Origin of the sequence: Lysobacter niastensis (assembly GCF_031457115.1) — a bacterium.
GTDB lineage: Bacteria > Pseudomonadota > Gammaproteobacteria > Xanthomonadales > Xanthomonadaceae > Lysobacter_J > Lysobacter_J niastensis_A.
The window spans coordinates 702,436-728,538 of record NZ_JAVDVY010000002.1; the positions used below are offsets into that span (position 1 = coordinate 702,436).

At 61.9% G+C, this 26,103-nt stretch carries 24 protein-coding genes and 1 tRNA gene; 10 read left to right on the forward strand and 15 right to left on the reverse strand.

From position 1 onward, the window contains the following. Window positions 1-72: 72 nt before the first annotated feature. A complete protein-coding gene (gene rocF / locus J2X06_RS12460) occupies window positions 73-996 on the reverse strand; it encodes an arginase (protein WP_310062892.1) in 924 nt (307 codons plus the stop codon). 485 nt (window positions 997-1,481) lie between these two features. Here rocF and J2X06_RS12465 point away from each other — a divergent pair, with 485 nt between their 5' ends. From J2X06_RS12465 to J2X06_RS12475, 3 genes are read left to right on the forward strand one after another with little or no spacing between them, the layout of a single operon-like run. Beyond that, window positions 1,482-1,745, forward strand: coding sequence for a hypothetical protein (locus J2X06_RS12465; RefSeq protein WP_310062893.1), 264 nt, complete (start codon window positions 1,482-1,484; stop codon window positions 1,743-1,745). Further along, window positions 1,742-3,220: a DUF1254 domain-containing protein gene (locus J2X06_RS12470; protein ID WP_310062895.1), complete on the forward strand. Its 1,479-nt coding sequence runs from the start codon at window positions 1,742-1,744 to the stop codon at window positions 3,218-3,220. The genes J2X06_RS12465 and J2X06_RS12470 overlap by 4 nt, the downstream gene beginning before the upstream one ends. Beyond that, the gene (locus J2X06_RS12475; RefSeq protein WP_310062896.1) at window positions 3,217-4,716 is read left to right on the forward strand and encodes a DUF1254 domain-containing protein; all 1,500 of its coding nucleotides are present in this window, start codon (window positions 3,217-3,219) and stop codon (window positions 4,714-4,716) included. The genes J2X06_RS12470 and J2X06_RS12475 overlap by 4 nt, the downstream gene beginning before the upstream one ends. 857 nt (window positions 4,717-5,573) lie before the next feature. On the opposite strand, the gene J2X06_RS12480 is transcribed toward J2X06_RS12475, so the two are convergent. The 6 genes from J2X06_RS12480 to J2X06_RS12505 all read right to left on the reverse strand — a co-directional run bounded on the left by J2X06_RS12480 (window position 5,574) and on the right by J2X06_RS12505 (window position 10,364). Then, on the reverse strand, window positions 5,574-7,265 hold the full coding sequence (locus J2X06_RS12480; RefSeq protein ID WP_310062898.1) for a PA domain-containing protein: 1,692 nt from the start codon (window positions 7,263-7,265) through the stop codon (window positions 5,574-5,576). Window position 7,266: 1 nt separating this feature from the next. Next, window positions 7,267-7,701 (reverse strand): post-PEP-CTERM-1 domain-containing protein, encoded by a 435-nt coding sequence (locus J2X06_RS12485; RefSeq protein ID WP_310062899.1) that lies wholly within the window; start codon window positions 7,699-7,701, stop codon window positions 7,267-7,269. 157 nt (window positions 7,702-7,858) lie between these two features. Continuing rightward, complete coding sequence (locus tag J2X06_RS12490) at window positions 7,859-8,239, reverse strand: hypothetical protein (RefSeq protein WP_310062901.1); 381 nt, start codon at window positions 8,237-8,239, stop codon at window positions 7,859-7,861. A gap of 144 nt (window positions 8,240-8,383) precedes the next feature. After that, entirely contained in the window at window positions 8,384-8,914 is a 531-nt protein-coding gene (locus J2X06_RS12495) for a hypothetical protein (protein WP_310062903.1), read from the reverse strand. A gap of 174 nt (window positions 8,915-9,088) precedes the next feature. Next, a complete protein-coding gene (locus tag J2X06_RS12500) occupies window positions 9,089-9,328 on the reverse strand; it encodes a hypothetical protein (protein WP_310062905.1) in 240 nt (79 codons plus the stop codon). 784 nt (window positions 9,329-10,112) lie between these two features. Then, on the reverse strand, window positions 10,113-10,364 hold the full coding sequence (locus J2X06_RS12505; protein ID WP_310063665.1) for a hypothetical protein: 252 nt from the start codon (window positions 10,362-10,364) through the stop codon (window positions 10,113-10,115). Here J2X06_RS12505 and J2X06_RS12510 point away from each other — a divergent pair. Further along, complete coding sequence (locus tag J2X06_RS12510) at window positions 10,296-11,024, forward strand: aldo/keto reductase (protein ID WP_310062907.1); 729 nt, start codon at window positions 10,296-10,298, stop codon at window positions 11,022-11,024. The two genes, J2X06_RS12505 and J2X06_RS12510, sit on opposite strands and share 69 nt — an antisense overlap. A gap of 105 nt (window positions 11,025-11,129) precedes the next feature. Here the strand turns inward: J2X06_RS12510 and J2X06_RS12515 are convergent, their stop codons facing one another. Further along, window positions 11,130-12,314 carry a hypothetical protein gene (locus tag J2X06_RS12515; RefSeq protein ID WP_310062908.1) on the reverse strand — a complete coding sequence of 395 codons (1,185 nt, stop codon included), beginning with the start codon at window positions 12,312-12,314 and terminating at the stop codon, window positions 11,130-11,132. Between the two features lie 459 nt (window positions 12,315-12,773). Further along, entirely contained in the window at window positions 12,774-12,965 is a 192-nt protein-coding gene (locus J2X06_RS12520) for a hypothetical protein (protein WP_310062910.1), read from the reverse strand. 211 nt (window positions 12,966-13,176) lie between these two features. Here J2X06_RS12520 and J2X06_RS12525 point away from each other — a divergent pair, with 211 nt between their 5' ends. The 6 genes from J2X06_RS12525 (at window position 13,177) to J2X06_RS12550 (ending at window position 20,028) form a co-directional block, all read left to right on the forward strand. Beyond that, window positions 13,177-15,288, forward strand: a complete 2,112-nt coding sequence (locus J2X06_RS12525) for a catalase (RefSeq protein WP_310062912.1) — start codon at window positions 13,177-13,179, stop codon at window positions 15,286-15,288. Window positions 15,289-15,860: 572 nt separating this feature from the next. Next, window positions 15,861-17,231 (forward strand): alpha/beta hydrolase family protein, encoded by a 1,371-nt coding sequence (locus J2X06_RS12530; protein WP_310062913.1) that lies wholly within the window; start codon window positions 15,861-15,863, stop codon window positions 17,229-17,231. Between the two features lie 598 nt (window positions 17,232-17,829). Then, window positions 17,830-18,099 carry a hypothetical protein gene (locus J2X06_RS12535; RefSeq protein WP_310062914.1) on the forward strand — a complete coding sequence of 90 codons (270 nt, stop codon included), beginning with the start codon at window positions 17,830-17,832 and terminating at the stop codon, window positions 18,097-18,099. A 32-nt stretch (window positions 18,100-18,131) separates the two neighbouring features. Further along, complete coding sequence (locus J2X06_RS12540) at window positions 18,132-18,575, forward strand: SHOCT domain-containing protein (RefSeq protein WP_310062915.1); 444 nt, start codon at window positions 18,132-18,134, stop codon at window positions 18,573-18,575. A 73-nt stretch (window positions 18,576-18,648) separates the two neighbouring features. Beyond that, window positions 18,649-19,245, forward strand: coding sequence for a PIN domain-containing protein (locus tag J2X06_RS12545; RefSeq protein WP_310062917.1), 597 nt, complete (start codon window positions 18,649-18,651; stop codon window positions 19,243-19,245). Window positions 19,246-19,602: 357 nt separating this feature from the next. Then, window positions 19,603-20,028, forward strand: a complete 426-nt coding sequence (locus J2X06_RS12550; RefSeq protein ID WP_310062919.1) for a hypothetical protein — start codon at window positions 19,603-19,605, stop codon at window positions 20,026-20,028. A gap of 345 nt (window positions 20,029-20,373) precedes the next feature. Here the strand turns inward: J2X06_RS12550 and J2X06_RS12555 are convergent, their stop codons facing one another. The 6 genes from J2X06_RS12555 to J2X06_RS12580 all read right to left on the reverse strand — a co-directional run bounded on the left by J2X06_RS12555 (window position 20,374) and on the right by J2X06_RS12580 (window position 26,095). After that, entirely contained in the window at window positions 20,374-21,057 is a 684-nt protein-coding gene (locus J2X06_RS12555) for a competence protein CoiA (RefSeq protein WP_310062921.1), read from the reverse strand. 16 nt (window positions 21,058-21,073) lie between these two features. Beyond that, window positions 21,074-22,015: a nucleotidyl transferase AbiEii/AbiGii toxin family protein gene (locus J2X06_RS12560; protein ID WP_310062922.1), complete on the reverse strand. Its 942-nt coding sequence runs from the start codon at window positions 22,013-22,015 to the stop codon at window positions 21,074-21,076. Further along, a complete protein-coding gene (locus J2X06_RS12565) occupies window positions 22,005-22,412 on the reverse strand; it encodes a DUF6088 family protein (protein ID WP_310062924.1) in 408 nt (135 codons plus the stop codon). The genes J2X06_RS12560 and J2X06_RS12565 overlap by 11 nt, the downstream gene beginning before the upstream one ends. A gap of 1,476 nt (window positions 22,413-23,888) precedes the next feature. Further along, window positions 23,889-25,106: a tyrosine-type recombinase/integrase gene (locus tag J2X06_RS12570; protein WP_310062925.1), complete on the reverse strand. Its 1,218-nt coding sequence runs from the start codon at window positions 25,104-25,106 to the stop codon at window positions 23,889-23,891. A 173-nt stretch (window positions 25,107-25,279) separates the two neighbouring features. After that, window positions 25,280-25,355 (reverse strand) — tRNA-Thr (locus tag J2X06_RS12575). Window positions 25,356-25,396: 41 nt separating this feature from the next. After that, window positions 25,397-26,095 (reverse strand): SPOR domain-containing protein, encoded by a 699-nt coding sequence (locus J2X06_RS12580; protein ID WP_310062927.1) that lies wholly within the window; start codon window positions 26,093-26,095, stop codon window positions 25,397-25,399. Between the last annotated feature and the right edge of the window lie 8 nt (window positions 26,096-26,103).

A 26,103-nucleotide genomic window follows, 5' to 3' on the forward strand; every position in this document is an offset into this window, starting at 1 on the left:
CCGGCCGGGCGCGCCAGTCGGGCAAGCCCGAGCCCGGGCCATGTCAGCCGGGATTCAGTGCCAGTTGTGCTGTCAGTCACGCATCAGCGTGGACTTGCCGAACAGGCTCTCGACCAGGTCCACCGCCAGCCTGGCGGTGCGGTTGCGCTTGTCGAGCACCGGATTGAGCTCGACGATGTCGAGCGAGCCCATGCGCCCGCTGTCGGCGATCATCTCCATCACCAGCTGCGCCTCGCGGTAGTTGGGGCCGCCCGGCACCGTGGTGCCGACGCCCGGTGCGATGCTCGGGTCGAGGAAGTCCACATCGAAGCTGACGTGCAGGTGGGTGTTCTCGTCGACGCCTTCCAACGCCTCCTCCATCGCCCCCTTCATGCCGACCTCGTCGATGTAGCGCATGTCGTAGACGTCCAGGCCGTACTCCTTGACCAGCCGCTTCTCGCCCTCGTCGACCGAGCGGATGCCGATCTGGCGGATCTGGTCCGGGCGGATCGCCGGGGCGTCTCCCCCCAGATGGGTCAAGGCCTGCGGTCCGAGACCGCACAGGCAGGCCACCGGCATGCCGTGGACGTTACCGGAAGGCGTCACCTGGCTGGTGTTGAAGTCGGCATGCGCATCGAGCCACAGCACGCGCAGTTGCTTGCCACTTTCGCGGCAATGCCGGGCGACGGCGGTGATCGAGCCCAGGCCGAGGCAGTGGTCGCCGCCCAGCAGGATGGGCAAGCGGCCTTCGCGCAGTTCGGCGGTGATGGCTTCCATCACCAAACGGTTCCATTCGACCACTTCCGGCAGGTGCCGATAGCCCGCGACCGGCTTTTGCCACGGGTTGCGCGGACCATCGAGGTTGCCGCGATCGGCCACGTCGACGCCACGCTTGGCCAGGGCTTCGCCGAGACCGGCAATGCGCAGCGCCTCCGGTCCGAGCCGCGCGCCGCGGTGACCGGCACCGACATCGGTCGGCGCTCCGATCAGCGAAACCGGGGGATTGATGCGGGTCATGCGGATTCCTCGAGTGGTACGGCAGTCGGGACCGAAATACCGACTTAGGTGGCTGAATATGCTTGCCTTTCTCATCAGGGGTGGAGTTGCGCCCCCAAAGTATCCCCCGTTGCGTCCCTGGCGTGCGGCGATGGGGCATCGACATGGCTCAAGTTTACCTGCGCGGTCGCCGCCGGGATGCGGCCGGCCATCGATAGCCACAGCGCCATATCATCCGCGCGACGCAGGCCCTCTCAGTCGCCCGCCGATTTGAAATGAGAGCGGTCTGCTTCGAATAGGACGTGTGGATCTCGAAGATTCAAGCCTTGGTCTAACCCGGACGCCATGACACCTGGCGATCAGAGAGGTCGGTCGATTCCCCACTCGGCCCTACGCCAAGGGGCCGGACTCCGCTCCCGATAGCGACGGCAACAGGCGGTGATTTCACTTCGCCCAGCATTCCCCGATGGCAGCCTTACCCACTGCCGCATCCCGGTATTCCCGTCATGTCCGCCGCCCCCACCCATGTAAACGAGCACGCGCAATCGTCGCCGTTTTCGCGCCGACCGATCCTCACCGGCATCGCGGTCGGCATCGCGGTCGGCGTCGTTTCACTGCTGCCGCATGCATTTCTTACCGCCGAGGCATCGCTGGCCTTCGCCGCGATCCTGATCGCCCTCATCGCCGGCCGCCATCCCGCAGTGGTACGTGCCCCGGTGGCGCGCGTACATCGATTCGATTCGTGCAGCTTGGTGAGGAGCTGGTCATGAAGCGGGTCGCAACCTCTTATTTCGCGCTGGCTCTCACACTGGGGAGCGTAGCTTGCCAACGGCAGGAAACTCAGCCGCCCGCACCCAGCCGGCCTGCTGCGACCACGCAATCCGACAGGAAGGCCGCACCGGAACTGGCCCCGGAACAGATCACGCAACGCACCATACATCGCCGCGCTGTCGAGGCCGTCAACTGGGGGATGCCGGCGGTCAATTTCGACCTCATGTACCAGGCGATGGTCAAGGTGGGGGGGCGCGACAACCAGATCGTCTATTGGTCACGCCTTCCCGACTGGAAGAACCAGACCCTCACTCCCAATCCCGATTCCATCTACCTGATGCCCTTTTTCAACACGAAGGACGTCGGGCCGGTCGTGCTCGAGATTCCCCCCGCGGATGAAGGATCGATCACGGGATCGATCATGGATTGCTGGCAAACGGCGCTGGAAGATGTCGGACCCGCCGGCGTGGACAAGGGCAAGGGTGGCAAGTACCTGATCCTGCCGCCGCACCACAAAGACCCGGTGCCGGCCGGCTACATCGCGCTGGCCTCCGGCAACTATCAGGGCTACGCGCTATTGCGTTCGATCCTAGAAAGCGGCAGCGAAGAGGATGTCGCCAAGGCCGTGGCCTATGCGAAGCGCATCAAGCTGTATCCCCTGTCGCAAGCGGCGAACCCACCGGGCACGACCTTCGTCGATGCGATCGATGCCGTCTTCGACGCCACGATTCCGTACGACCGGCGTTTCTTCACGTCGCTGGATCGCATGATCCAGACCGAACCGTTCCTGGAGCGCGACAAGGCCATGATCGATCCATTGCGGTCGATCGGCATCCACAAGGGAATACCCTTCACGCCCGATGCGCAGTTGCAGGCCACCTTCGATGCCGCTGCGAAAGAGGCGCATGACTGGATCGAAGCGCGATACGTGACGCTGTTTTCGCAGCCGTATTACGAGGGCGCGCAATGGGCGGTTCCCGTGCAGCCGGAACTGTCCAAGGGCCTGCAGAGCAACTACGCCGACCCGGACAGCTATCCGATCGATCCCCGCGGTGTCACCTATGCCTATGCGTTCTTCAGCGCGAAGCATTTCGGCGCCGGCCAGTACTACCTGATGACCATCAAGGACAAACAGGGGCGTTTCCTCGACGGCGGCAAGACCTATCGCCTGAGTGTTCCGGCGAATGCACCGGTCACGCAGTACTGGTCGGCCACCGCTTACGACCGCGCGACGCATGCGCTGATCCGCGATCTTCCTTGGTCGAGCCGCTCGTCGCAGACGCCGGGATCGAAGAAGAACGCGGATGGTTCCGTCGATGTGTACTTCGGTCCGAAGGCGCCCGCCGTGGGCGAAGCAAACTGGGTTCCGACGAAGCCGAACGGACAATTCGAAGTCCTGGCCCGCTTCTACGGTCCAGAGAAGCCGCTGTACGACAAGACCTGGAAACTGCCGGACATCGAGGAAGTGCCATGAAGCTAATGGCTCTTGCCATAGTCGTGCTGGTTTCGACTGTTGCCTGTACACAACAAGCCGACGCGCCCAAGCCGACCGCTGTTGCACCTCAAAGCTCCGCTCGCGACCAGGCGCCACGAACGACCGGTCCGCAAGCGATCGAGACCCGCATCGGCCCGCTCGAGTTCACCCACGACTTCGCCAACGGCTATCCGACCGACGCCACCGTCGAGAAGCTCTATGACGAGCGCGATTTCCAACGCGCCTGCCAGGCCTATCTCTGGTCCCTTCCGGCAGTCTCGTTTGCATCGTGGCAGCGCGGCATCACCCAAGGGCTCGGGGCCGGGAACGGACAGATCGTCGCGATCCTGTCCTACGAGGCCAGGCGCGGCATCCTGACCGCCAACGCAACGACGCCGTACTACCTGGGGTTTGCCGATCTCTCCTCTGGGCCGTTGGTGATGCAGATGCCGGCCAGCGGCGTGCAAGGCGGCATTTCAGACGCCTGGCAGAACAACATTCCGGATTCGGAAGCACCCGCGAAGTATCTGCTGCTGGGGCCGGGCCAGAAGGCGCCGGCAGACGTCGTCGGCTACGCCGTGCGTCACTCGCCGACGTTCAACATCTTCCTCGGCGTGCGACTGACCGACACCGATCCGGAGCGTGCGAAGCAGGCCCTGGCGCAGTTGCAGGTGTATCCCTATGCGCAACGCGGCAATCCGCCGAAGATGGAGATCCTGGATTCGGGAACGAAGGCATGGAGCGGTCTGCCGCCGCGCGGCATGGAGTACTGGCAGCGGCTCGATGAGGTGATCCAGCGTGAGCCGCTCGAGCCGCGCGACATCTTCTTCCAAGCGATGTTGCGGCCGCTCGGCCTGGAAAAGGGCAAGCCCTTCAAGCCGGATGCGCGGCAGACGAAGATATTGACCGACGCCGCGCTGGTCGGCGAGGCCATGGCAAAAGCCAACACCGCGGACCGCCGCTTCGCGGGAGTGAAATATCGCCCCGATGCGCACTGGGACTTCGCACTGCAGTTGGACGCCGACAATCCCGCCGCCTACTGGAACCTGCTCGACGAACGCGCCTCCTGGTTCTACGAGGCCGTCGGCGCCGGGCCGGCGATGGCACCCAAGCGCCCCGGTCCGTCGTCGGCGTACCTGAGCGCGTACAAGGACAAAGCCGGCAAGTGGCTGGATGGCGGCACCTCGTATCGGCTGCGCGTTCCGCCCAATGCCCCGATCAAACTGTTCTGGTCGGTCACCCTGTACGACCTCGACACGCGCGCACTCATCCTCAACGAGCAGAAGATCGCGGACCGCTCGTCGCGCATGGACCTGCGCAGGAACGTAGACGGCTCGGTGGACATCCATGTCGGGCCGAAGGCACCGGCCGGCTTCGAGCAGAACTGGATTCCCACCGTACCTGGCAGGAACTGGTTCGCGTATTTCCGGTTCTACCAGCCGACCGAGGCCTACTTCGATCGGTCCTGGCCGTTGCCGGACTTCGAACAGATCTAGGCCGAGAGGGAGTCATCGGAAAGCCTTCGCCGCTGTGTCTGATCGCATAACCAGTTCCTCAAGATCCAGCCGGTGATTCCCTTTGTCGGGGAGCACGGCAAGTTCCTCCTGCGTCCGATCCTGCCGCTGCTTTCGAACGAATTTCCGCTCGACAAGAGCGGCGTCGGGGACCTGTTCGTGCAGGGGTACTACACCGGTGCTGCCATCGAGTTAGGATTCGGGCCGGCCGTCGTCTTCGATACGACGGCAGTCTCGGATCAGGCAAGAGGTCCATCGGTCCCGACATCGTCCTGCTGTGCACAAGATCGGCGGCCAGGGCCAGCAGCCGAGTGCGGCCGGGGACCGGCTTCTGGTGCCCCCCGTTATGGCCCCAATGACGGCCCGCACCGGACTGGATGCAACGGGACGGACTTGGCGTAGCTCGACCTCATGCGCAGTAAGTAGCGCCGGAAGAAAGTCCTCGGAGCCTTGCAGGATCGCTTGCGCAGGCGTGCCGGGGATGTGCTCGCCGCTGGCTAGCGTCGGTGCCACCGCCAGCAGCAGGTGCCCTGTGTCCCGGGCGAGGTTGGCCCGCTCCCGTGTCGAACTGTCGAGACCCAAGAGGGTGGCCGCTCGAGTTTGGCATGCTCGTATAAGGCGCCCAGGGAAAGGCCTTGGAATCGGTTGGTGTCTGATTCGCGCTTTGGCATGGCGCCACCTTGAGTGACTAGCGTCGCTCGGTCTGAGAATGCGCCTTTCCCAAGGAGGGTGCGATCAGGACTTTTTTTTCGCGTAATTGCCTGTCGCAACGAAAAAGGCCGGCGGGGTTTCCCCCGCCGGCCTGAAGCACATCGATTGCTGTTGCTATGCAGCGATTTTCAGGGAATGGCTGCCTTGGCGGCGCAGCGCTGGATGCTGGCCTTGTCCTTGTTGCTGATCAAGCCCTTGCGCAACGTGCTGGTGTACTGGGTTACGCACGCGGTAAAGCCCTCATGGGTCACCGCCGCCGCTTCGCACTTCGCCACTTCATCCATGATCGAACAGCCATTCGGGAACAGAGCATTGGCCACGCCCGAGTTGCAGCTGTCGATCACCACGTTGCCGCCGCGGATCCTCGTGTCGGGGCAAGCGTCCCCTTCGTCATCTGGCACGCCGTCCAGGTCGCCGTCCGGGTACCAGCCCATGTCACGCATCTGGGCCAGGGTCAGGTCTTGCGGTACGTCCACGCTGTGGGTCAGGTCGGCGCTGATCGACGGTTCCATCAGCTGGTTCCGGGTCGCAGTGGTATCCCAATGCGACACGCTCGATCCTCCTGCAAAGATCGCGGGCGTATACATCAGTGCGCGGTCTTGTGCGTCGGCGCCGGCACGGACGTTTGTGTCCACGCCCAGCGTGGCGTTGACCGTGTTGCCCGCCAATGCCGCCTTGATCACGTTACCCGAAGCCAGGGAAATGCGTACGGAGGGGATGGTGATGGTTGCATCGGCGCCACCCAATCCGGTCACCGGGGCGGCAACGTTGTCAGCGACAAGGACACCGATGGCGCCAGCGTTCTGGGCGTTCTTCACCTTGATCGTGAAAGTGCAGACGCCGCGATCGACCAGGGCGATCTTGCCGGCCACGACATTGCTGATCGGCGCGCAGCCGTCGGTCAATCCCCCGCCGCCCGAATCCACGCCCAGTACGACATCTCCCGCCAGGCCGGACGCACTCAGGGCCGGCCCAAAGTCAGCGGTTCCCACGGCGTAAGTCCCGGCAATGGCGGCAGGGCTGTTGACGAGCAACCGCGGCGTGCCGCTGAGCACTTCGGGCACGGATGCCGTGACGTGGGTCCCGTTCCAGACCAGTTTGTTAACGCCGACGGCCGAGGCGACCCGTTCGGCATTGGTCATCTGGTACCAGGTCTTGGCCGTGCTGTTATCGAGCAGGAAATGGTCGGCCGCGCTGAGGACTCCGGCAAATGGAACGCCCGTCGAACCGTTGGTAAAGGTCTGGAAGCCGAGGCCGTGGCCCATTTCATGCAGGAGGGTGACAACGAAGTCGATGTTCGCCCCGTGGTTTCCGTCCAGGCCCAGGTAAAAGAAAGTACCGGTCAGGCAGCCCACGTTGCCCAGATTGGAATTGAAGTTGGCGTTGATATCGGCAATGGTGGGATCCAGATCAGCTCCGTAGAGGCGATTGGCTAGCGCCGAGCCGTACCAGCTATCCTGAAAGGGCATGCCCGGAGCTTGGCCATATACGGAAGTGGCGCCGGCGCTGCCGAGGACGGCGCCGGTGGCGGTGCAAGTCAGCGGGGTAAAGCGGGCGTTGATCGTGATGGGCACGGCGCTGTCCAACGTCGAGCCCCAAATATTCGCGGCATGCGAGAAAGCGATCAGGCGCTGCTGCCCAAGCGTGGTTCCGGTATTTCCGCCCACCGGCGCGGCGGGCGTGGGGTCATTGAAGCCGACACCTGGCGCGTTAGTGTTATTGATCACGATGGTTGCGTCGGCTGAAGCCGCGAGCGGCAGCAGCGCGCAGGCAATACCGAGGGCCAGCACTGAAAGGGAGTTGCGGGTCGAGGCGCGCATATCATTTCTCCTCCAGCGAGACGGCGGGAGCGGCGTGGGTGGTTGGCTGTCCCTCGTTTTCATAGCTGATAATCAACTTGCCGTCCGGGCCGATCGTTGCGACCACGTCCTCGGCAAAGTAGCCGTCCGTATCCACCGCCTGCAGGATTCCATCGGCCCGCTTGATGACCTTGGGCATGCGCTTGGGGTGTGCTTTACGCTCTGCCGCGGCTGCGCGCGCTTCCGCTGCCCGCTCCGCGGCCGTGGCCTCGCGCAACTTGCCGGTCGTGGGATCGATGTGGGCGCGAAGGCCGCTTTGCGAATCAGAGACTGTCGCAGGTTCATCGGCTACTGCAGGTTTATCGCCTGCCACAGGTTCATCGGCGACGGCTACCCCGGCAAACAGCGCAAGAACTATTGCCGCCGAGCAGGCCCCGGCTTTGATGGTCTTCTTCATTGAATGAATCCCTTGGATGGGGCCGGCGAGCCGGCGCCCGTGGACACACCGATTTAAGAAATCGGACTGGAAACCGTCGAGGCACTCTGCCCCTTGTTTTTGCCCGCCTATTCGCTCGACATCGAGATGCAGCTGTAGATGCAGATCGTCCCGAAGGTCAGGTCGCCTTCGTCTCCCTCGTCGGTCGGGCATTCGGACTTCTTGAGGAAGCAGATCGAGTCGCCGGAGAGCCTGTAGAAGGGGCAATCCGCGAATTCCCCGTGTCGCCACCGCCGTCGTCCGCGCGCCGGGCCGTCGTCACTCGCTTGTCTGTCACCCGGATGTCGTTCCGCCCGGTCCCCGCCTGCCGCGCGCGGGCGTCGCTGGCCAGTTGCTGCAATTCGGCCTTGCGCTCCGGGGACGGGCTGTCCGGGGCCTTCGCCGCGTCGGCCTTGTAGGGCTGGGCACGCTGCACCATCGCATCCAGCTGGGCATCCGCATTGACCTCGGGCGGCGCGGACGTCGCGCACCCAATGCCAGCGTCGCCGTGCCGATGCATGATGGATTCCTCGCTAAGCGCGGCGCGCCAGACGTCTGGAACAGAACAACGGCGCGCGACGGCGCTTTAGGACAGTGGTAGGCGTGCACGGCCGCTTTTTATCTGCCCGCCTCGGAAACCGGGGTCAGAGTGCACTTTTCCGTTCTAGCCGATGGATCGTCGCCGCACTAATCCCACGTAGTGGATGGACGCATATTCGTTGGCGATCAGCCGAGCTGCTCGCCGCACCGCGCGCAGATTCAGAACGGCAGCATGGGCCATCTCCCCTCGCGCGCGAAGGGATTCTGGCTCCCTGACGGCACGCGCGATCGCGTGCTCCATTACCTCGGCCGCAGGGCCGCTGCCGGTAAGAGGCAATAGCTCAAAATAACTTTGAAGACCCCAAAAAAAAGCATGCATTGCGGACAACTCTTTGTTATCCAGGGCTGATCGAACAGCGCCGAGGAGCGCCGTACGTTCGGTGTCTTCTTCGACACGACGATGGCTCAGCCGGCGCAATACTTCCTTCATCGACTCGCCATCGGAGATGGCCCGACCCACCATCTCCAATCTATCAATCTGGCTTGAGTGCACTAGCTTGAACGCTTCATACAATCGATCAGGGGGAGCGCCAAGCCCTCGCGACTTGACGAGCAATGCGGCTTCATCCAACAGGCTGATCACTGAGTCGAGCACGGCTGCTGCACCGCTGGTGGTATCTGCCCTAACGGCGGCCAGGCGGTCCGCCGGTCAGCAACCGAAGCCGCTGCATAGCGATCTGTGCGGACGCATCGGGCCGCAGCCACTGCAATGCCCGGCATGCGTGCGGCCGACGACAAGATGCTTGCGCGGACGCATAAAGCACGCGACTTACCCCGATCGGGTGACTCCATGCTTCGCCAGCATTTCCGCAATCTCTTCTTCGGCCAGGGGCCACAAGCCGCCCGCCCGCTCCAAAACGCGGTCCGTGTGCGGTTGCAAGTAAAGCCAGGCATCGCAAGGCGGGACGGTGTTGAGAATCGCCCGAATCGTGCCGTCCAATGCTTCGAGGTCGCCGGCTAGGGTGATGCCGATCGTTTTTCGCACGCGCTGAGATTTACTCGCGAACATCCTGCGCCTTCTAGCAGCAACTGCCTCAACTCGTTGTGAACCCCTGCGATCGTTACGCCCGCGTCGACGGGCGCCGTCCCGGACGTCATCCGGGCTTCCCGGGGTGCGCGTAGGATTCGCCCGCCTTGGGTAGAAAGGCGCACTCGGCGGCCCACTCCGGCGCGCGGAATAGCTCCTGAAGTAGACGGTGGGGGAACCACCATCGACCGCCAGCCAGGTCGCCGCCCGGCTGGCGGTTTTTTATGTGTTCCCTTCGGGAAGAGATCATTCTCAACCGGGGCGAAATCGGGCGCCTAAGGTGGGCACCATGCCGAGCCGCGATGCTACCAACCGCTTCCAGGGCATGCCCCCGAGCGACCTGTATTCGGCTTGCCAGTGCCGGGCCGCCACGCTTCTTGGCGTCGACACTGGCCGCACGACGAAGGAGCGCGTCAACTTGGCCACCGACACGGCCCATCTGCTGCTGGCCGTGGCTCCGCGGCTGGCCAGCGGCGAGCACGTCCCGGGGACGCCTTCCCAGGCAATCCTCCAAGGCTCCGAGGATTTCCTCCCGGCCTTCCTTACCGCCCACGAAATCGGACGTTGGTGGCCGCTTCGGACTTGGCCTATGGCCGTGACGCCGAGGTGTGGCGCCGTGACGGAAAGCTCAATAACGAGCGCGCCTATGACTGTGCCATGGACAGCGAAGAAGGGCTTGCACTCGTGCTGGCACACCTCGGAGAGGTCTTCATATCCAAAAACAGTCCGAAACGAAGGTGATGCTTCGGCGCCCAGAATGCCAAGATCAATGTTTCGCAAATGAGCGGATCACGCGCTCCGGCCGCATCTGCTCGAGCCATTTCATTTCGGCCAGCCAGGCGAACTCACGCGGAAACGCCAGCCACAGCAGCGTCTTCCATTCTTTGCGATCGACTCCACGAAACGCCTCGCCGCTATAAACAGCGAAGCCGAGGGTCCCGATCTTCCGATGCTGCGCTCGGTGGAAGCCAGCTTGAAGCGCCTCAACACTGATCGTGTCGACCTGCTCTGGGTCCATATGCCCGACGGCGTGACGCCGATCGATGAGATCGCCCGCGCGCTCGACGATCTGGTGCGCAGTGGCAAAATCCTCTACGCCGGACTTTCCGACTTCCCAGCATGGCGCGTCGCTGCCGCAGCCACGCTAGCCGAAGTTCGCGGCTGGTCGCCGGTCGCAGCAGTGCAGGTGGAGTACAGCCTGGTCGAACGTTTCGGCCGAGCGGGAACTACTGTCTATGTCGGCAGGCTTCAACTCGGCGCCGTGGCCTGGTCGCCACTGGGTGGCGGCTTGCTGACCGGGAAGTATCGCCGCGGCGAGACTGGCCGAGCGCAAGGCTTGGGCGTAGTCATTCACGGCGAGAGTGACTCACGCAAGACCGCGACGGTCGATGCGGTCCTCGCCATCGCCGACGAGATCGGTGTATCGCCCGGACAGGTGGCGAACGCCTGGGTGCTCGCCAAGGGCATCCTGCCAATCATCGGGCCGCGGACGCACGAACAACTCGTCGACAACCTCGCTTCGCACGACGTGAAGCTGACGATGGAGCAGATCCAACACCTCGATCAGGTGAGCGCCATCAAGCTCGGATTCCCGCACGACGTCGTCGCTGAGACGGCACCAGCACTCGCAGGCGGAAAGTTGGACTTGATCGACCGGCCCCGGAACGCCGTCCGCTAGGGTTCAAGAAGCCACTTCCCACTGCGGACTTATAGTCCGCTTTGGGTCGGAGGCAGCCGTCCGCCAGGCCAACGGCGCCGGCAGCCAGTTCGGGTGACGCATCATTCAGGCGAGCCGCCGACGCAGCAGCCTCCACGACGTCAGCAGCCCCGGCCCTGGATCGTCAATGCGGAAGACGTGGTAGTAGCAGCGGGTCCATTGGCCCAGGGTCGTCAGCAGCGGACTGCGGGCAGCCGGATCCTGCGCAAGCACCGACTTGATATCCGACACCAGGTTCGCGCAACTCTTGCCCACCGGGTAATTGCGGGACGCCGGTGCGACCGGCAGGCCGAGCGAGTCCTCGTAGGCCATCTTGCAGACATTGACGCCGCAACGCGTGGCGAATTCCACGTACCACCATGCCCGCGTGTTGACCTCGAGCAGCCGGAACTCCCCGTCCCTGGCGTCGCGCTTGAATTCCGCGCTGAAGATGCCCCGGTACTGCAGCTTTTCAAGGAGCATGGTCAGGCTTTCCAGCGCGCTTCCCACTTCGGACAGTGGAATGCTCCAGGAGTAGGTGGTGTTGCCGAAATCGGGCGGGTATAGCCGCTCGCGACGACGGGCAAACAGGCCCGGCAACGCGCCATCCCCGTCGCGGAAGCCATCGATCAGGTAATGATCGGCCCCGCTGCCGGGCACGTATTCCTGCGCAATCAGCTTGAACCCTTTCTCATCCAGTTGGTGCCAAGCCTCCATGAACTTCGACCGATCCTTCGCCCAAACGCCTTTCTCCCCGACGACGCGGCTAAACGATTGCGAGTTGGCTGGCTTGATGAAGACCCGGCCGAGTTCGGCGAACGGGATCGCGGCGATATCGTCGAACGACTTTATGGTGAAAGTGCGCGGATGCGGAATGCCGGTCTGTGCCAGGAACTCGCCAAATCGCGCCTTGTCCTGCAGTATCTGCAGTGACTCGCGGCTGCTGGATGACACCTTGTAGCGTTCGGATAGGGCACTGTTCGGAATCTGCGACAGCCACAGTGCTGCATCGTCCGCCCCGGGAATCAGGACGGCCTTCGCCAGCGGCATGTCCTCCAGGATTCGCAGCGCCTCATGGCCTATCGACCCGTTCCACGGTACCGGGCCCGGCGTCGGTCGGTACCAGCGCGACCGCGTCGAGACGTCATCGGATGGGCATGCGGAGTACGCCGGAATACCGGCTTCCGCCAACGAGCGCAGCGTGCCCAGTCCCGTGTAACCACTCCCGACTGCGATCGCCGGAGTCATATCGACATTGCCGCGCTTTGCCATGCTCGCAGCCCCGTTTCTGTGATTTGAGAAATCGAACGCTTACGCAAGCAACTCGTCGTTGCTTCGTGATGACAGTTCGCCCTGTCGGGTTATGCGCGAACAACGTCTAAGGCGTTCGGCCTTGCTTGCATCTATCGGTTTTCAGCGCGATCCGAGTACAGCGCACGCTCCGGCTTTTCGGCCTAGTCAGTTGCCTGGTTCGGGCGGCTGCGGGATGACCCTCGTCGCCAGGCATTCCACATTGGACTCTTGATGAGGACCTACCACTGCTGCCAAGAGCGACGGTCAGGGTAGGCTTTGCAGGGTTATTCGCACGCCGTGGCGATGTGCACGGGGCGCTAATCGCCTTAACGATTCAGTCGTACATCCTGTGTGTGCGGTGCAGAGGAAAGAAGGCCGCACCGATCTAAACAGGGATATTTGTGTCGATACCCATCGGACGACCGAGTACACCTGGACTCACTGCTTCAGGGCGCTGATCAGGTCAGTACGGATCGCGATCGGATCGATCTGCACTCCCAAGACTGTCAGGCACGACTCGCAACAGAACGCGATGGTCTTCCATTGCTTTCCCATTGGGACGCTTGCCTGGATGATGCTGATCTTTGCCGTGAGTACCGGCTGTTCACACTTCGGACACTTGCCGTGCATGGCACTCTCCTTGGGGGACCGTGGGGCCATGCTACGCCCCCGCCTCGTGCTGCCCTCGACAGTCGCAGCCGCGGCCGGTGCAACCGTCCGCTTCCGGCCGGATCGCTGGCGTCGCCCGGGCTGTACTGATTCTTTCGCGTAATGAGACGAAACTTTCACCGGCTCTGGCGCAGCATGCGTCCCTCGCCAAAAGTGGTTATGGAGTCGATGCATGGCTACCAGGAAGTCCAAGAGCGCTCCCTCCAAGTCAACGCGTACTCCGGTGCGCTCCGCATCGAAGGATCTGCGCGGCGCAGCTGACGAGCTGCATCAGCAGTCCGGCGGCACGCATCCGCCGTTGACGACCCAGCAAGGAATCCCGGTCGCAGACAATCAGAACTCCCTTCGCGCCACGCCACGCGGGCCGACCTTGCTCGAAGACTTCATCCTTCGCGAGAAGATCACCCACTTCGATCATGAGCGGATTCCCGAAAGGATCGTTCACGCGCGCGGCTCGGCGGCGCACGGCTATTTCGAACTTACCAAGTCGCTCAAGAAGTACACGACGGCCCGCGTGCTGTCTGAAGTCGGCGAGCGCACGCCTGTCTTCTGCCGGTTCTCGACGGTGGCCGGCGGTGCCGGTTCGGTCGACACTCCGCGTGACGTTCGTGGTTTTGCGGTGAAGTTCTATACCCAGGATGGAAACTGGGACCTCGTGGGCAACAACATCCCCGTCTTCTTCATCCAGGATGCCATCAAGTTTCCCGATGTCGTCCACTCGGTGAAGATGGAGCCGGACCGGGGCTTCCCCCAGTCGGCCAGTGCGCACGATACCTTCTGGGATTTCATATCGCTGACACCCGAAGCGCTGCACATGATCATGTGGGCGATGTCGGACCGGACGCTTCCACGTTCGCTGCGCATGATCGAAGGTTTTGGGGTCCACAGCTTCCGCCTGATCAACGACCGTGGCCACAGCACTTTCGTGAAGTTTCATTGGCGTCCGCGTCTCGGGCTTCAGTCGACGCTCTGGGACGAGGCGGTGAAACTGGCCGGCGCCGATCCCGACTTCCACAGGCGCGACTTGTTCAATGCGATCCAGAGCGGCGCTTTTCCGGAATGGGATCTGGCGGTGCAATTGTTCACACAGGAACAAGCCGACGCGCTGCCGTTCGATCACCTGGATGCCACCAAGCTCATTCCCGAAGAGATGGTGCCGCTGACGGTCATTGGACGCATGGTGCTGGATCGCTGGCCGGACAACTTCTTCGCAGAGACCGAGCAGGTCGCTTACTGTCCCGCCAACATCGTACCCGGCATCGATTTCAGCAACGATCCGCTTTTGCAGGGCCGGCTGTTTTCATACCTGGATACGCAGCTGATCCGCCTGGGTGGACCGAACTTTCATCAGATACCGGTCAACGCGCCCAAATGTCCGTTCGCCAACCTGCAGCGCGACGGCCACATGCAGATGCAGATCCCGCGCGGACGCGTCAACTACGATCCCAGCAGCCTGCAGCAGGACTCACCGCGCGAAACCGCCCGCGGCTTCGGCAGTACCGCGGAGCCGGCCGAGGAAGGAACGAAGGGACGCATCCGGGCCGAGAGTTTTGCCGATCACTACACGCAGCCGCGCCTGTTCTATCGGAGCCAGAGCGCGCCCGAGCAGGCCCATCTCGCCTCGGCCCTGGTGTTTGAGCTATCCAAAGTCGAAACCGCGCACGTGCGGGAAGCGATGGTGGGGCACTTGCGGCACATCGATGCCGACCTGGCCAAACGCGTGGCCGATGGCCTCGGCATGGAGGGGATGCCCCCCGCTCCTCCTGCCGCGGTGAAGCCGCAAGACATGTCGCCTTCGCCGGCCCTGCAGATCATCGGCAAGATGAAAGCCACGCTGGAAGGCCGCGCCGTGGGCATCCTCGTGCACGACGGTTCCGACGCCGGCACGGTGCGGGCTTTGCGCAAGGCCATCGAAGGTGCCGGCGCAACCGTCAAGATCGTGGCGCTAAAGCTGGGCGGCGCGACGTTGAGCGATGGTAAACGCCTACCCGCCGACGGTCAGCTCGCCGGTACGCCTTCGATCGTCTTCGATGCCGTAGCCCTGGTGCTGTCGGCCGCCGGCGGTGCGCGCCTGGCCAAGGAAGCGGCCGCCATCGACTTCGTCCGCGATGCCTTCGGGCATCTCAAGGCGATCGCCGCCGATGACGGAGCGCAGGCGGTGACAGAGATGGCGGGGGTTGAGAAGGATGACGGCGTCGTGGCCGCCTCCGACACCGTTGCATTCCTGAAGGCCGCCGCGAAGAGGCAATGGGATCGTGAACCCAGGGTGCGGACGCTCGCGTGACTTGGACCGCCCGAATCGTCGGATGGCGTGTTCGTCGCTGCCAGTAGGCTGCGGGGCTTACCTCAAAAGTGCCTTGCGCACTCGCAGCGCCAACGCGGTGGTGATGAACCCGGCCGGAGCGGCAATGACGAGGTTCGCGAGCGGGGTGAGCAGGAGCTCCAAGCCGCGGTCGAGCTGGTGGGCGATACGAAGGCCGCCCCCCGTGGGCGGGTCGAACTGCGAAGCGTGCAGTCGTAATGCAGCGCAGATACGGAAACGATGACCAGACCAGAAGGCCCAGCACGAACGCGCTGAAGCCGCCTTGCGCCCAGGCGGCGATATGCAGGTGCAAAGCGACACCGAGTAACGGGACGATCACGCCCAGTACTGCAATCAGCCTCGCCTTGCTCGTCGTCATGCCCCTCCGGATGCTTCGATCGATTGAACCTGGCCCCATGCTCGCACGCGTGGTACGGAACCCGGTCCCAGCGTGCAGACGAGGTCCAATGAAGTGCACCGATGCCTGACCATCGGCACTCGTCGCCCCGCACACATTCGCTACCGTTGCCGTCAGCTCTGCCAAGGAACGACACATGCGAACCCGATCCCGGAAGGTCCTGATCATTTCGTTGTTCGCCGTCGCCGCGGCCGCGGCTCTCGGCTTCTGGTGGATGCGTCCGGAAACGAACAAACCCGTCGACCCGCGCATGGCCTGCCACGTCGCCGCCTACCGGCTCGACGACGGCCGCCTGGTTGATATCGCGCCGCTCACCGACGATGGCCTGCGCTGGCGCGCGATGGACGGCCGCACCGGCAAGCTGCAGCAGGACCAGGCCGGCAAGTGGAGCGGCACCGTCGGCTGGAGCGACCGCCCCGACCCCACCGACGTGCAACTGGGCACCTGCGAGCAATCGGCGATGACGTTCGAAGGCCACCGCGGCCAGCGCCTGTCGTTTGCGGCAACCGAAACGCGCTTCCGCGGCCACGGCGAAACCCTCGCCGGCAAGCTCGTGATGCCGCCGGGTGACGGCCCGGTGCCGATCGCGGTGCTGGTGCACGGCTCGGAGGCGTACTCGGCGCGCACGTTCAACTACTTCCAGCGCCTGCTCCCGGCCAACGGCATCGGCGTGTTCGTCTACGACAAGCGCGGCACCGGCGACAGCACGGGCAAGTACAGCCAGGACTTCCACTTGCTCGCCGACGACGCCGTCGCCGCATTGAAGGAAGCGCGCCGCCTGGCCGGCGCGCGCGCCGGCCGCGTCGGCTTCAGCGGCGGCAGCCAGGCTGGCTGGATCATCCCGCTGGCCGCGAACCGGAGCGATGCCGACTTCGCCGCCGTCGCCTACGGCCTGGCCGATACCCCACTCGCCGAAGACCGCGACCAGGTGCAGCTCGACCTCATCGCCGCGGGCCGCGGCCCCGACGTGCTGGCCAAGGCGCGCGAAGTCACCGACGCCACCGCCGCGGTGATGGTTGCCCGCTTCAAGGGCGGCTACGAGCGCCTCGACGCGGTGAAGGCCAAGTACGCCCACGAGCCCTGGTGGAAGGACATGAAGGGCGAATACACCGGCGACCTCGTCCGCTACCCGCCCATCGCCCTGCGCCTGTTCGGCCCGCTGCACGACGAAGGCACCTCATGGGAGTACCAACCGATGCCCGTGCTGCAGTCGGTGAAGCAACCGCTGCTGTGGATCATCGCCGGCGCCGACCGCGAAGCCCCACCGGAGGAGACACGGCGGCGGTTGATGGCGGTGGCGCGAGGGAAGGCGAACGCCACCGTGGTGGAGTTCCCGGGGACGGACCACGGGATCATCAAGTTCGACGTGGCGGCTGATGGGCAGCGGGTGGAGACGCGGGTCGCGGAGGGGTACTTCCAGATGCTTGTTGATTGGCTTCGGGAGGGCCAGTTGGGCAGCGGGCCGTATGGGGATGCCGTGGTGATGGCGCGGGCGCGAGGCAGTTGAATGACGCGCAGAGAGCGTGACCGCTTCCGGCCAGAAGCGGACGTCCGGTCCCGGGCCCCACCATTCGCCAGGAACCCAGCAGGAAGTCCCCGTCCGCCCCTCGCGCTGCTAGCGCACAGCGAAATCGATGGTGGCATCCCCCGGCGGGAATTCTTTATGCGGGGCTTTTGGTGGATTACAGCGATGACTTGGAATGCTGTGAAACCGGTCGGCAGTCGGCACCGCAATGCCGACATAAGCAATTGATTTAATTACCTTGCATATCCATGCAATTGCTCTTGTACCCCCAGAAATATCCCCGCGTTTCACCTATTGCGGACCGGTGGGCGATCTAACGGACCGGTGGGCGATCTATATGGCTCCAGTTTAGACCGCCGCCGGCGCCACCTGTTCGCCGCTGGCGCGTGGGCCTCGTTATGCTGTCCCTTGCTCCGGGGGGAGAGCCACCATGTCGAAAGCCTATTTCAGGGGGTCGCTTCCGTTGCGGCCCTGTGGCCATTGCTATCCGCGCTCTGTACCTGGTGCCCGGGTCTCGCGAGCGCCCATCTGCGGGGCCATTTAGTTCCGGTGTCAGGCACAACTAGGGGAAGGTAGGGACATGAGAAAGGCAACCCGTCTGGGTCTGAGCGTCGTCTTGCTCGCCATCGCAACTTCGGTTTTCGCCGCAACAGAGTACGAGATTGAGGTCTCGCATAACGATGAACTGTTCATCATCAACGGCGAGAAGTACGAGGCAAAGACTTACTGCTTCAACATGGAGGAAGGGGATCGCGTGATCTTTCTTGAAGGCAGTCCTTACGGAGCTTGTGCATCGGGGAAATTGCTCAACATGCGTACCCACAAAGTCTGCGATGTCTGGTGCGACTGAGGCCAATAGAATCTCCTAGGGAGGAGAAGAATATGAGAGCAGCAGCAATACTACTTCTTCTGGCTGTATCCGCCGGCGCGCAAGCAAAGGAGCCGACTGCCATGGGACAAGGTCAGTACATGCTCACAGATCAAAACTTCACGATCTTCGGTAGCGCTGACAAGATCGTTGCAAAGTTGGCCAAGCAAGCACAAGAGTTCTGCCAAGAGAAGACAGGCCAGGAGGCTTATCTCCTTGGAAGCGATGGCGCCGAAGCTGTTCCTGGACAGATTAACAATAGCGGCAAGCTGCAGCGTCCGGCGCAAGGGGCTACAGGCACTATCTACTTCCGCTGTAATCAACCTGAGTCTAAGACTGCCTCCGTCGAAAAAAGCGATATCTACACCGAGCTTCCCAAGCTCAAGGCTTTACTCGATTCAGGAGCGATCACTCAAGAAGAGTATGACGCACAGAAGCAGAAACTCCTGACTCAGTAAAAGCACAAACCTCAAGCCGAGCGCTTCGCGGCTCGGCTTAGTTCAGGCGTTAGCAGCTCATATTGAGGCCATCGTGCGGACGAACTACGTACTCATCGATTACGAGAATGTGCAGCCGGATACCCTCTCCGTGCTTGAAAAGGAGCACTTCAAAGTCATCGTCTTTGTCGGCGCCAGTCAGGCCAAGGTAAATTTCGATGTTGCAGCGTCGCTTCAACGCCTGGGCCCCAATGCGAGCTACGTCAAAATTTCCGGGAACGGATCAAACGCACTCGACTTTCACGTTGCTTACTACATGGGCCAACTTGCGGCATCGGACCCAGACGCGTACTTCCACATCATCTCCAAAGACACCGGGTTCGACCCGCTCATCGCTCACCTAAGAGCCAAGAAAATTCTCGCCTGCCGCTCTCGCGCGGTCAGTGATATGCCAATTGTCAAAGCGGCGAACTCCAAGAGTCCATCCGAGAAACTGGCTGTTGTTGTCTCCAACCTAAAGCAACGAGGTGCAGCCAAGCCCAGGACGGTCAAGACGCTCTCGAGCACAATAAGCTCTTTATTCCAAAAGGCGCTCCAAGAAGATGAGTTGGCTGCACTTCTCAAGCTCATGGAGAAGCATGGTCTCGTTGCGATATCCGGCACAAAGGTCGCGTATTCGCTACCCGAGTAGCGCTGCCAACAAATCATTCAACCCGACGCCGTGCCGCTGGCTCGGCTTAGTTCATCGGAGAGTTCAGTGAAGAATAGCGATCTTCAGTACGTCGGCTTTTGGCCACCACGGCCGCGCTACTTAGCCACTATTCTTGGATAGCTTCAGCAGTGTTCTTGGCATCAATCCCCCTTTGCGGCTTTCTTTTGCTCAGGGTCGCGGTGCTCGGGCGGCACGAATCGTTCGAAGACTTGTAATGCCGTAACGCCTAGCACTCAACGGAAGCAACTGATGAATATTCGATCGATGCACTCTCCTCTTGCAGCGTGCTTGTTGCCCTTGGCTCTATCGGCATGCGCATCCTACGGGGACACTGTGATGAACCCCTGGCTAGGGGCCAGCAAAAACGAACTGGTTTCGGTATGGGGATATCCGACCGCATCCATAGACATCGTGCAGGTCAACGATCAGATAAAGGTCTACACATACAGATATGCCACAAGCGACGCCATGACAGGGGCACCAACCACCTGTCGCATATCCTTTACGCTTCGCTCTGACTACGTGGAACGCTGGGACCTCAATGGTGGCGGCTGCCCTAGAAATGAGCGAGGGGAGCAGGAGTCTAGAACGGCTCTGCAGCAAGCCGGTGAGATTCGCCAACGGCAGTCTTATGTTGAACAGCAGCGCCCTAACCCAACGAACAACGTCATTTATAGTTGCCCGACCGCCAATGGCGGGACGGAGTTCACTGAGATTCCGGGCACGGGCTGCACGGTTGTCGGCTATACGTCCGAGAAATAGCGAAGCCGCTTACCTAACGGTTATAAGCCCGCTACGGCGGGCTTACTTTTGTTCTCACACAGTGCGCGGCACTACTCAGAAGTCAGACGCCACGTCTAGGGCGCCTGCCTGATCACTCATAGTGAGTGATCTGCGAATACACGACGCACAAAAATGCCCGCCGGAGCGGTCTTGTCAGAACGGTTGAATGCATCAGCGAGGCATGAGAGACACGCGGTCCACGCGTCGCCGCTGATCGCTAAATGGTCCAACTGGTCAGGCTTGACCCCAGGAAGTCACGGTAGTCCACCCTGGCTGATTTGGTAAGGCCAGCATAGCCCGCCCACGGGCAGCAGCATGACTCGGCTAATGGCCTGACACTGCCGAAATGAACTGCTCCGTAGATAGCGGGCAAACTGCGAACCATCCCTTCGCCCAAGGCCAGGGAAAGCTGAGCTTGGGGTGGGCCGTGGCCAAATAAAACAGTTGCCCTCTGAAGTCGAAGAATACGTGAACCTTCGATTGCTTCCATCGCTCGATGAACCGCGTGCTACTACCGCCCCAGCGCATGAGGTAAAACGTGCGCCCGTGATGGTCAACAGGGAGGCCGTAGTTGAGGGAGAGTGCGAAATGCGTTCCTCGTAAGCTACGCTCATCGTGTAGATGCAGCAGCCAGAACATTCGCCGCCCTCGCGCATAGAAGCGCTCTCTGGCTAACCGCTCTTCCTCGACGATAGGTGAGTGCTGCAATTCGACTACGGTTGGGCTGCCGCTCTGCTCGCAAAAAATGTCAGCGCGATGCTTCTCATTGGTTGCGTGGTCGATAAGGGACACCTCCCGCCAAGCGGGCTCGAACCTCTCTTTCCAACCAAAGTGCCATTCGCCCTCAGGCTCGCTCCACGGGTCGCAATCGTTTGCCTTATGTCTCCAATGCCAAACGCTTAGCGAGGGGAGCACGGCTACGACTTCTGAGTCGCAGTGGGGGCATATGGCGCGCTCACCCGCGCATAGGGGTTGCCGCTTCACTCCATCGGCGAGGGCAAAGAGCATTGCTTAGAAGAAACCCCTAGCGAAAGGCGGCTACGTTCACCGTCGCGATGGCTCCCGCCATCTCATCGAGAGTGGCGAGACCAGCGTCAAAAGAAACTACTTCTCCGTAGACCATGCTCTGGTGGAACTGGCGGAAACGCTCGCCGTATGAAGAGTCTTCTCGCAACGCTGCAATCACCCTTAGCGTCTCCGCATGAGGATCTTCAGCATAGCTGCGATACCTTCCCCCAAAAGCGATGGCATCTGCCACCATGATCTTGGGGATCATTGCATTTACTTCTGGATGGTTGTAGTGCGGTCTGATTACATGCAGATCGTAGACATGCCGCAGGAGCGTGTCGTCCCGACCGTCGCCTCTTGAGCGCTCTTCGCCAATCCGTCGAGTCAGTGCAACGAATTTTTCGGCCGCCGTTTGGGCGATTGTGGCGCATGGAATTGCCGCAACTTCCGGTTCACGCCCAAGTGCCTCAGCCACAAATGAACTCACCGGAAGCACAACTGCCGGCAGCCTCAGCTCAGAAACCGTCAACTCAATCTGAATCCCTGCACGCAGCCCTTTCGACGCATCGAGAGCGGAGGGATAGGGGAGCCGATACTGCGTGAACTTGCTCGCGTTTCGCGAAAGCAAGAACTCCTCTGAATTTGGATCAAACTGGAAGCCGGCCCCGACCAGTCGCTCAGTAACCCGCTCGCGAATGGAGCGCAGTTCGGAGCGCGAAAGCACCTTGTCTGAAATGATCTTAAGGTCGATGTCCTCAGACATTCTCCTTATTAAGCGGTGCGCCCTGCCCAGGGCAGTTCCGCCACTGAATACCAATTGGACACCCTCAAGCTCCAACCCAACTATCGCCGCCAGGGCCTTTGCAACCCAATAGTCCTTTTCTACTAGCGAAGGATCAGGAAGCCCAAAGTACTCTTGGACTTCGGCAAGGGTCTCCGCATCAAGATCAGCGACCAAGCACTAGCTCACTCGTGCCATAGCGAAGCTGCCTAGAGAATCGGCCTTTGATGTTAACAACCGCGTTCACCGGAATTTGTGTTGAACGACCTTCGTTATATGCTCGTTCCGCATCAGTCGGCTCCCACTTAACACCCAATTTATTCAGCGCTTGGCGTGCGACGCCATTGAATCCGTTTGGGCTGGCGAGCATTGCTCTGCCTGAAATCTTTGAGATCTTCGCTCGTGCGTAGACTCCGTATCCCAGTCGCACCAAGCGACGCTCTCGGGTGAGTTCGCGCAAGACCCGTAGGACTTGATCGTTGCCCCCGAGATCACGGAATTCCTTCGGCAGAAATACGTCGCTCTTCTTACGAGCGATTCGCTGCTCAACCTTCGTTCGCAGTGTCGTGGCCATGACTTGGCTCCAACGGCTAAAGACTCGGACGCAATCTTATGCAAAAACACGACAAATTGCTATGCAAAAACACGACATAGCTCGAATGCAAAAATACGACACTATATTTCTATAACATACTGTTTATTAAGATTTTTTATACATTTGTTCATAAAACTTAACTGAGACTCGTCGCAAGGACCATTGAGACCGCTACTTAAGGCTCGACGCGCGGGAGCTGCCCCCTCCCCCGTTGCCATGGCCAGCGCTGGCGCCGACCTGGACTTCGTCTCCCTTCAACGCGGCAAGGATCTAGGGGCTTCAGGTAAGCTGGTTAAGGGGCTGGTCAAGGGGAATGCCATGCGTGCCTTGAAGTTGGGATGCTGCCTCGTTGTAGCTGCATGCGGGTCACAGGCGGATCAGCCGGTTCGCGTTGAGTATGCAAGTTATGAAGACTGTGTCCTCTCGAAGCTGGGCAGGGGGCAGAGCACTGCTGCGTCTAAGGCAATCATTGAGGCTTGTCGGGTTAAGTTCCAATCGAAGCGAACTGAGTTCAAGCCAGCGACCGAGGCAGCGATTTCGCCACCAATCAGGAAGTCGGGTGAGCCTGAGATAGCCGAATCAGACGACTACTACCACGATGGACAGCCAATCAGCCGCACTTTTGAAGGCTACGAATGCACCGATGATTGTTCTGGGCATCAGGCGGGCTGGGACTGGGCAAAGCGGAAGGGAATCACCGATCCCGAGGATTGCAGGGGCACCTCGCGATCCTTCTTGGAGGGGTGCCAAGCATTCGCAAAGAGCAGTGAGTAATCACCCGCCAGTTCGCACCGAAGTGTACAGAGTGGCTCTCATGGCCCGCCCCAGTATGCGATTGATCGGGCAATAGAGCCCCAGACCAGGCCGTCCCGATGACGCCTGTAGACGGTTGATAGTGGTCGTCGATTTTCGGAAGATGCCGCATAGGGGAAGGGGGACAACCAAATGCGATCTGCGTTGCTTGCTGTATTGCTGGCGGTGCCATCGGTTTGCCCGGCGGCTGATTGGGTGCTATCGGGCATGACGGATGATGCGATTTGGCAGATTGATGCCTCGTCGGTACGCCGCCAGTCGATCTATGTTCACGTCCATGCTTGGATCCAGATGACGTACGCCAAGTCTGCAAAGTCGGCTGGGCACGTCGAAAAATATCGTAGGAAGTACCCAGGTCACGCCAATGGACGTTGGGGTACTTTGAACGACTCCACTCGGGTAGAAATTCTTCCTGAGTGCCCTGGACGCGCTCGCGCAAGTAGGCGTAACAATCAATGCCGCCGCTCAGCACACGCGCTCGCAAGCTAGATTCAGTTGCGCCAAGTTCCTTGGCCTTGGCGCTCCACTCGATAAAGCTGGCTCCCATCACACGACCCTATGTGTGCCCCCAAATATAGAAGCCGCGCCAGCGCCGCAGGGTAACGGCGTTTTTGCCCCGTCGGGCTAGGCGCGGCTGTTCGGTCACTTCGCCTTGCGTTTGATCGGAATGATCTCAGCTCCCATCCGCAAGCCGTCGAGATAATCCGCCCATGCCTGCATCATCTTCAGGCGATCGGCCATGTACTGGGCGCGGTTGTAGGCGGCCCGAACCTTGTTGCGTTCAGCGTGGGCTAGCTGGCGTTCGATCACATCGGGTTGCCATCCAAGCTCATTGAGACGCGTGCTAGCCATCGCGCGGAAGCCGTGACCGGTCATGGTGTCCTTGTCATAGCCCAGCGACCGTAGCGCGGCGTTCACGGTGTTCTCGCTCATTGGCGCGTTCGCCGTACGCAAACTCGGGAAGCAATATCGGCCGCGTCCAGTCAGCGGCTCAAGCTCTCGCAGAATCGCTACGGCCTGCAACGACAACGGGACGACGTGAGCCTCTCGCATCTTCATCCGCTGCGCTGGGATACGCCATTCGGCCGCGCCCAAGTCAAGCTCGGCCCACTCCATCGCCCGTAGTTCGCCAGGCCGCACAAATAGCAGGGGCGCAAGTCGCAGCGCGCAGCGCGTGACATGCCGACCGCCGTAGCCATCAATGGCCCGCAGTAGCATCCCCATCTTCGCCGGATCGGTTATCGCAGCACGCGACGTGCGCACTATGGGAGCCAGCGCCCCGCGCAGATCGGCGGACGGATCACGGGTCGCCGTGCCGTGAGCGATGGCGTACCGGAATACCTGCCCGCACTTCTCTTTCGTGCGGTGGGCGGTTTCGTGCGCCCCTCTGGCCTCAATGCGTTTCAGTGCGCCCAATAACTCGGGGGGATCAATCTCGGCGATAGGACGCGACCCCAGCCACGGCAGGACCTGATCCAGCAACCATTGCGACTTGGCGAACGTCGCCGGGGCCAGCTTCCTTTTCTGCGTTGCCATCCATTCGCGGGAGATGGCCTCAAAGCTATTGACCGCCGCCATGCGGGCCGCGACCTTGCGCGCTCGTTTCACGTTGGCGGGGTCCAGGCCGTCGCGCCTCTCCCTCCGCGCCGCGTCGCGTCGCTGGCGTGCTTCGGATAGCGAAACCTCGGGGTACACCCCGAATGCCAACACGCGCTCTTTGCCGCCGTGGCGGTACTTCATACGCCAGTAGCGCGAACCATTGGCGCGCACGTCGAGATACAAGCCGCCGCCGTCAAAGTGCTTCCCCGGCTTGGCCGACTTGATCGCCAGCGCAGTGAGCTTCCCGGTATCCGCCGCCATTTCCCCAGCCCCCGGGATTTGTACCCCCACACGGGGCCATGTACCCCAACGATACCCCCACGCCCGACAGGCTTCAATGGGATGCCCAGGAACGTTATGAAACAAAAAACCCCGCGTTTTGCAGGGTTTCGTGTCATCGCCGGGATGTACTGGAACCGTCTGAAACCGGTCTATGGTGCCGGCAGTCAGAATCGAACTGACGACCTACCGCTTACAAGGCGGTTGCTCTACCAACTGAGCTATGCCGGCGAGAGGGACATTCTAGCTTGCGCGCGGGTCCGGGCGGGTACCTATCGCACCGACGCGCACTGGATGTCATTTCGCTGCGCGGCGCCAGCTGCCTTCTGCGCGCCTGCTGCGTCGAAGTCGCTGCCTGCAGCGACGTCGATCCAGGAAACGACCCGCGCATCGCCCAACGGCTCGGCGCGTGCGGGGAAACCGGCAGCGGTCAATGCCTCGGCACGTCGCCGCGCGGTGTCCTCGGACTTGTAGCGACCCAACGCGATCGAGTTGGCTTCGGCCCCATCGCGCACCACGAACAGATCGTTGAAGCCCGCCGCAGTGACCCGTTGTGCCATGGCCTGGGCATCGGCCGGTGAAGCCTGGGGCGGCAGGTACACTCGCCAGCCCTTTCCAGGAACCGCCGGGCGTTGCTCGCGCACCGCGCTGCGGACGACCAGCGGTTTCAGGCGCGCGCGGGCTGCGTTCGTCGCCGCGGTGTCTGAAAACGGTCCGAAGCTGAAGCACTGCAGCGTCGTTGCCACCGGAGCCGGGGGTTGCGGCGGCGGAGCGGGCTCGACCGCCGCTGCACTCGGTTCGTGCACAGTGGCCACCGGCGGCCGGCCGGCCTCGCGCAGCAGTTGCAGTCGCGCGACTCCCAGCGGCGGTTCCTCTGCCGCCGGTGCCGGCGCCTGCGAATGCAGCGCCCACCAGGCGGCGACGCCCAGGTTGAGCACCAGCAACAGGATGACGACGGCACGGACGAACATGCGTGGAT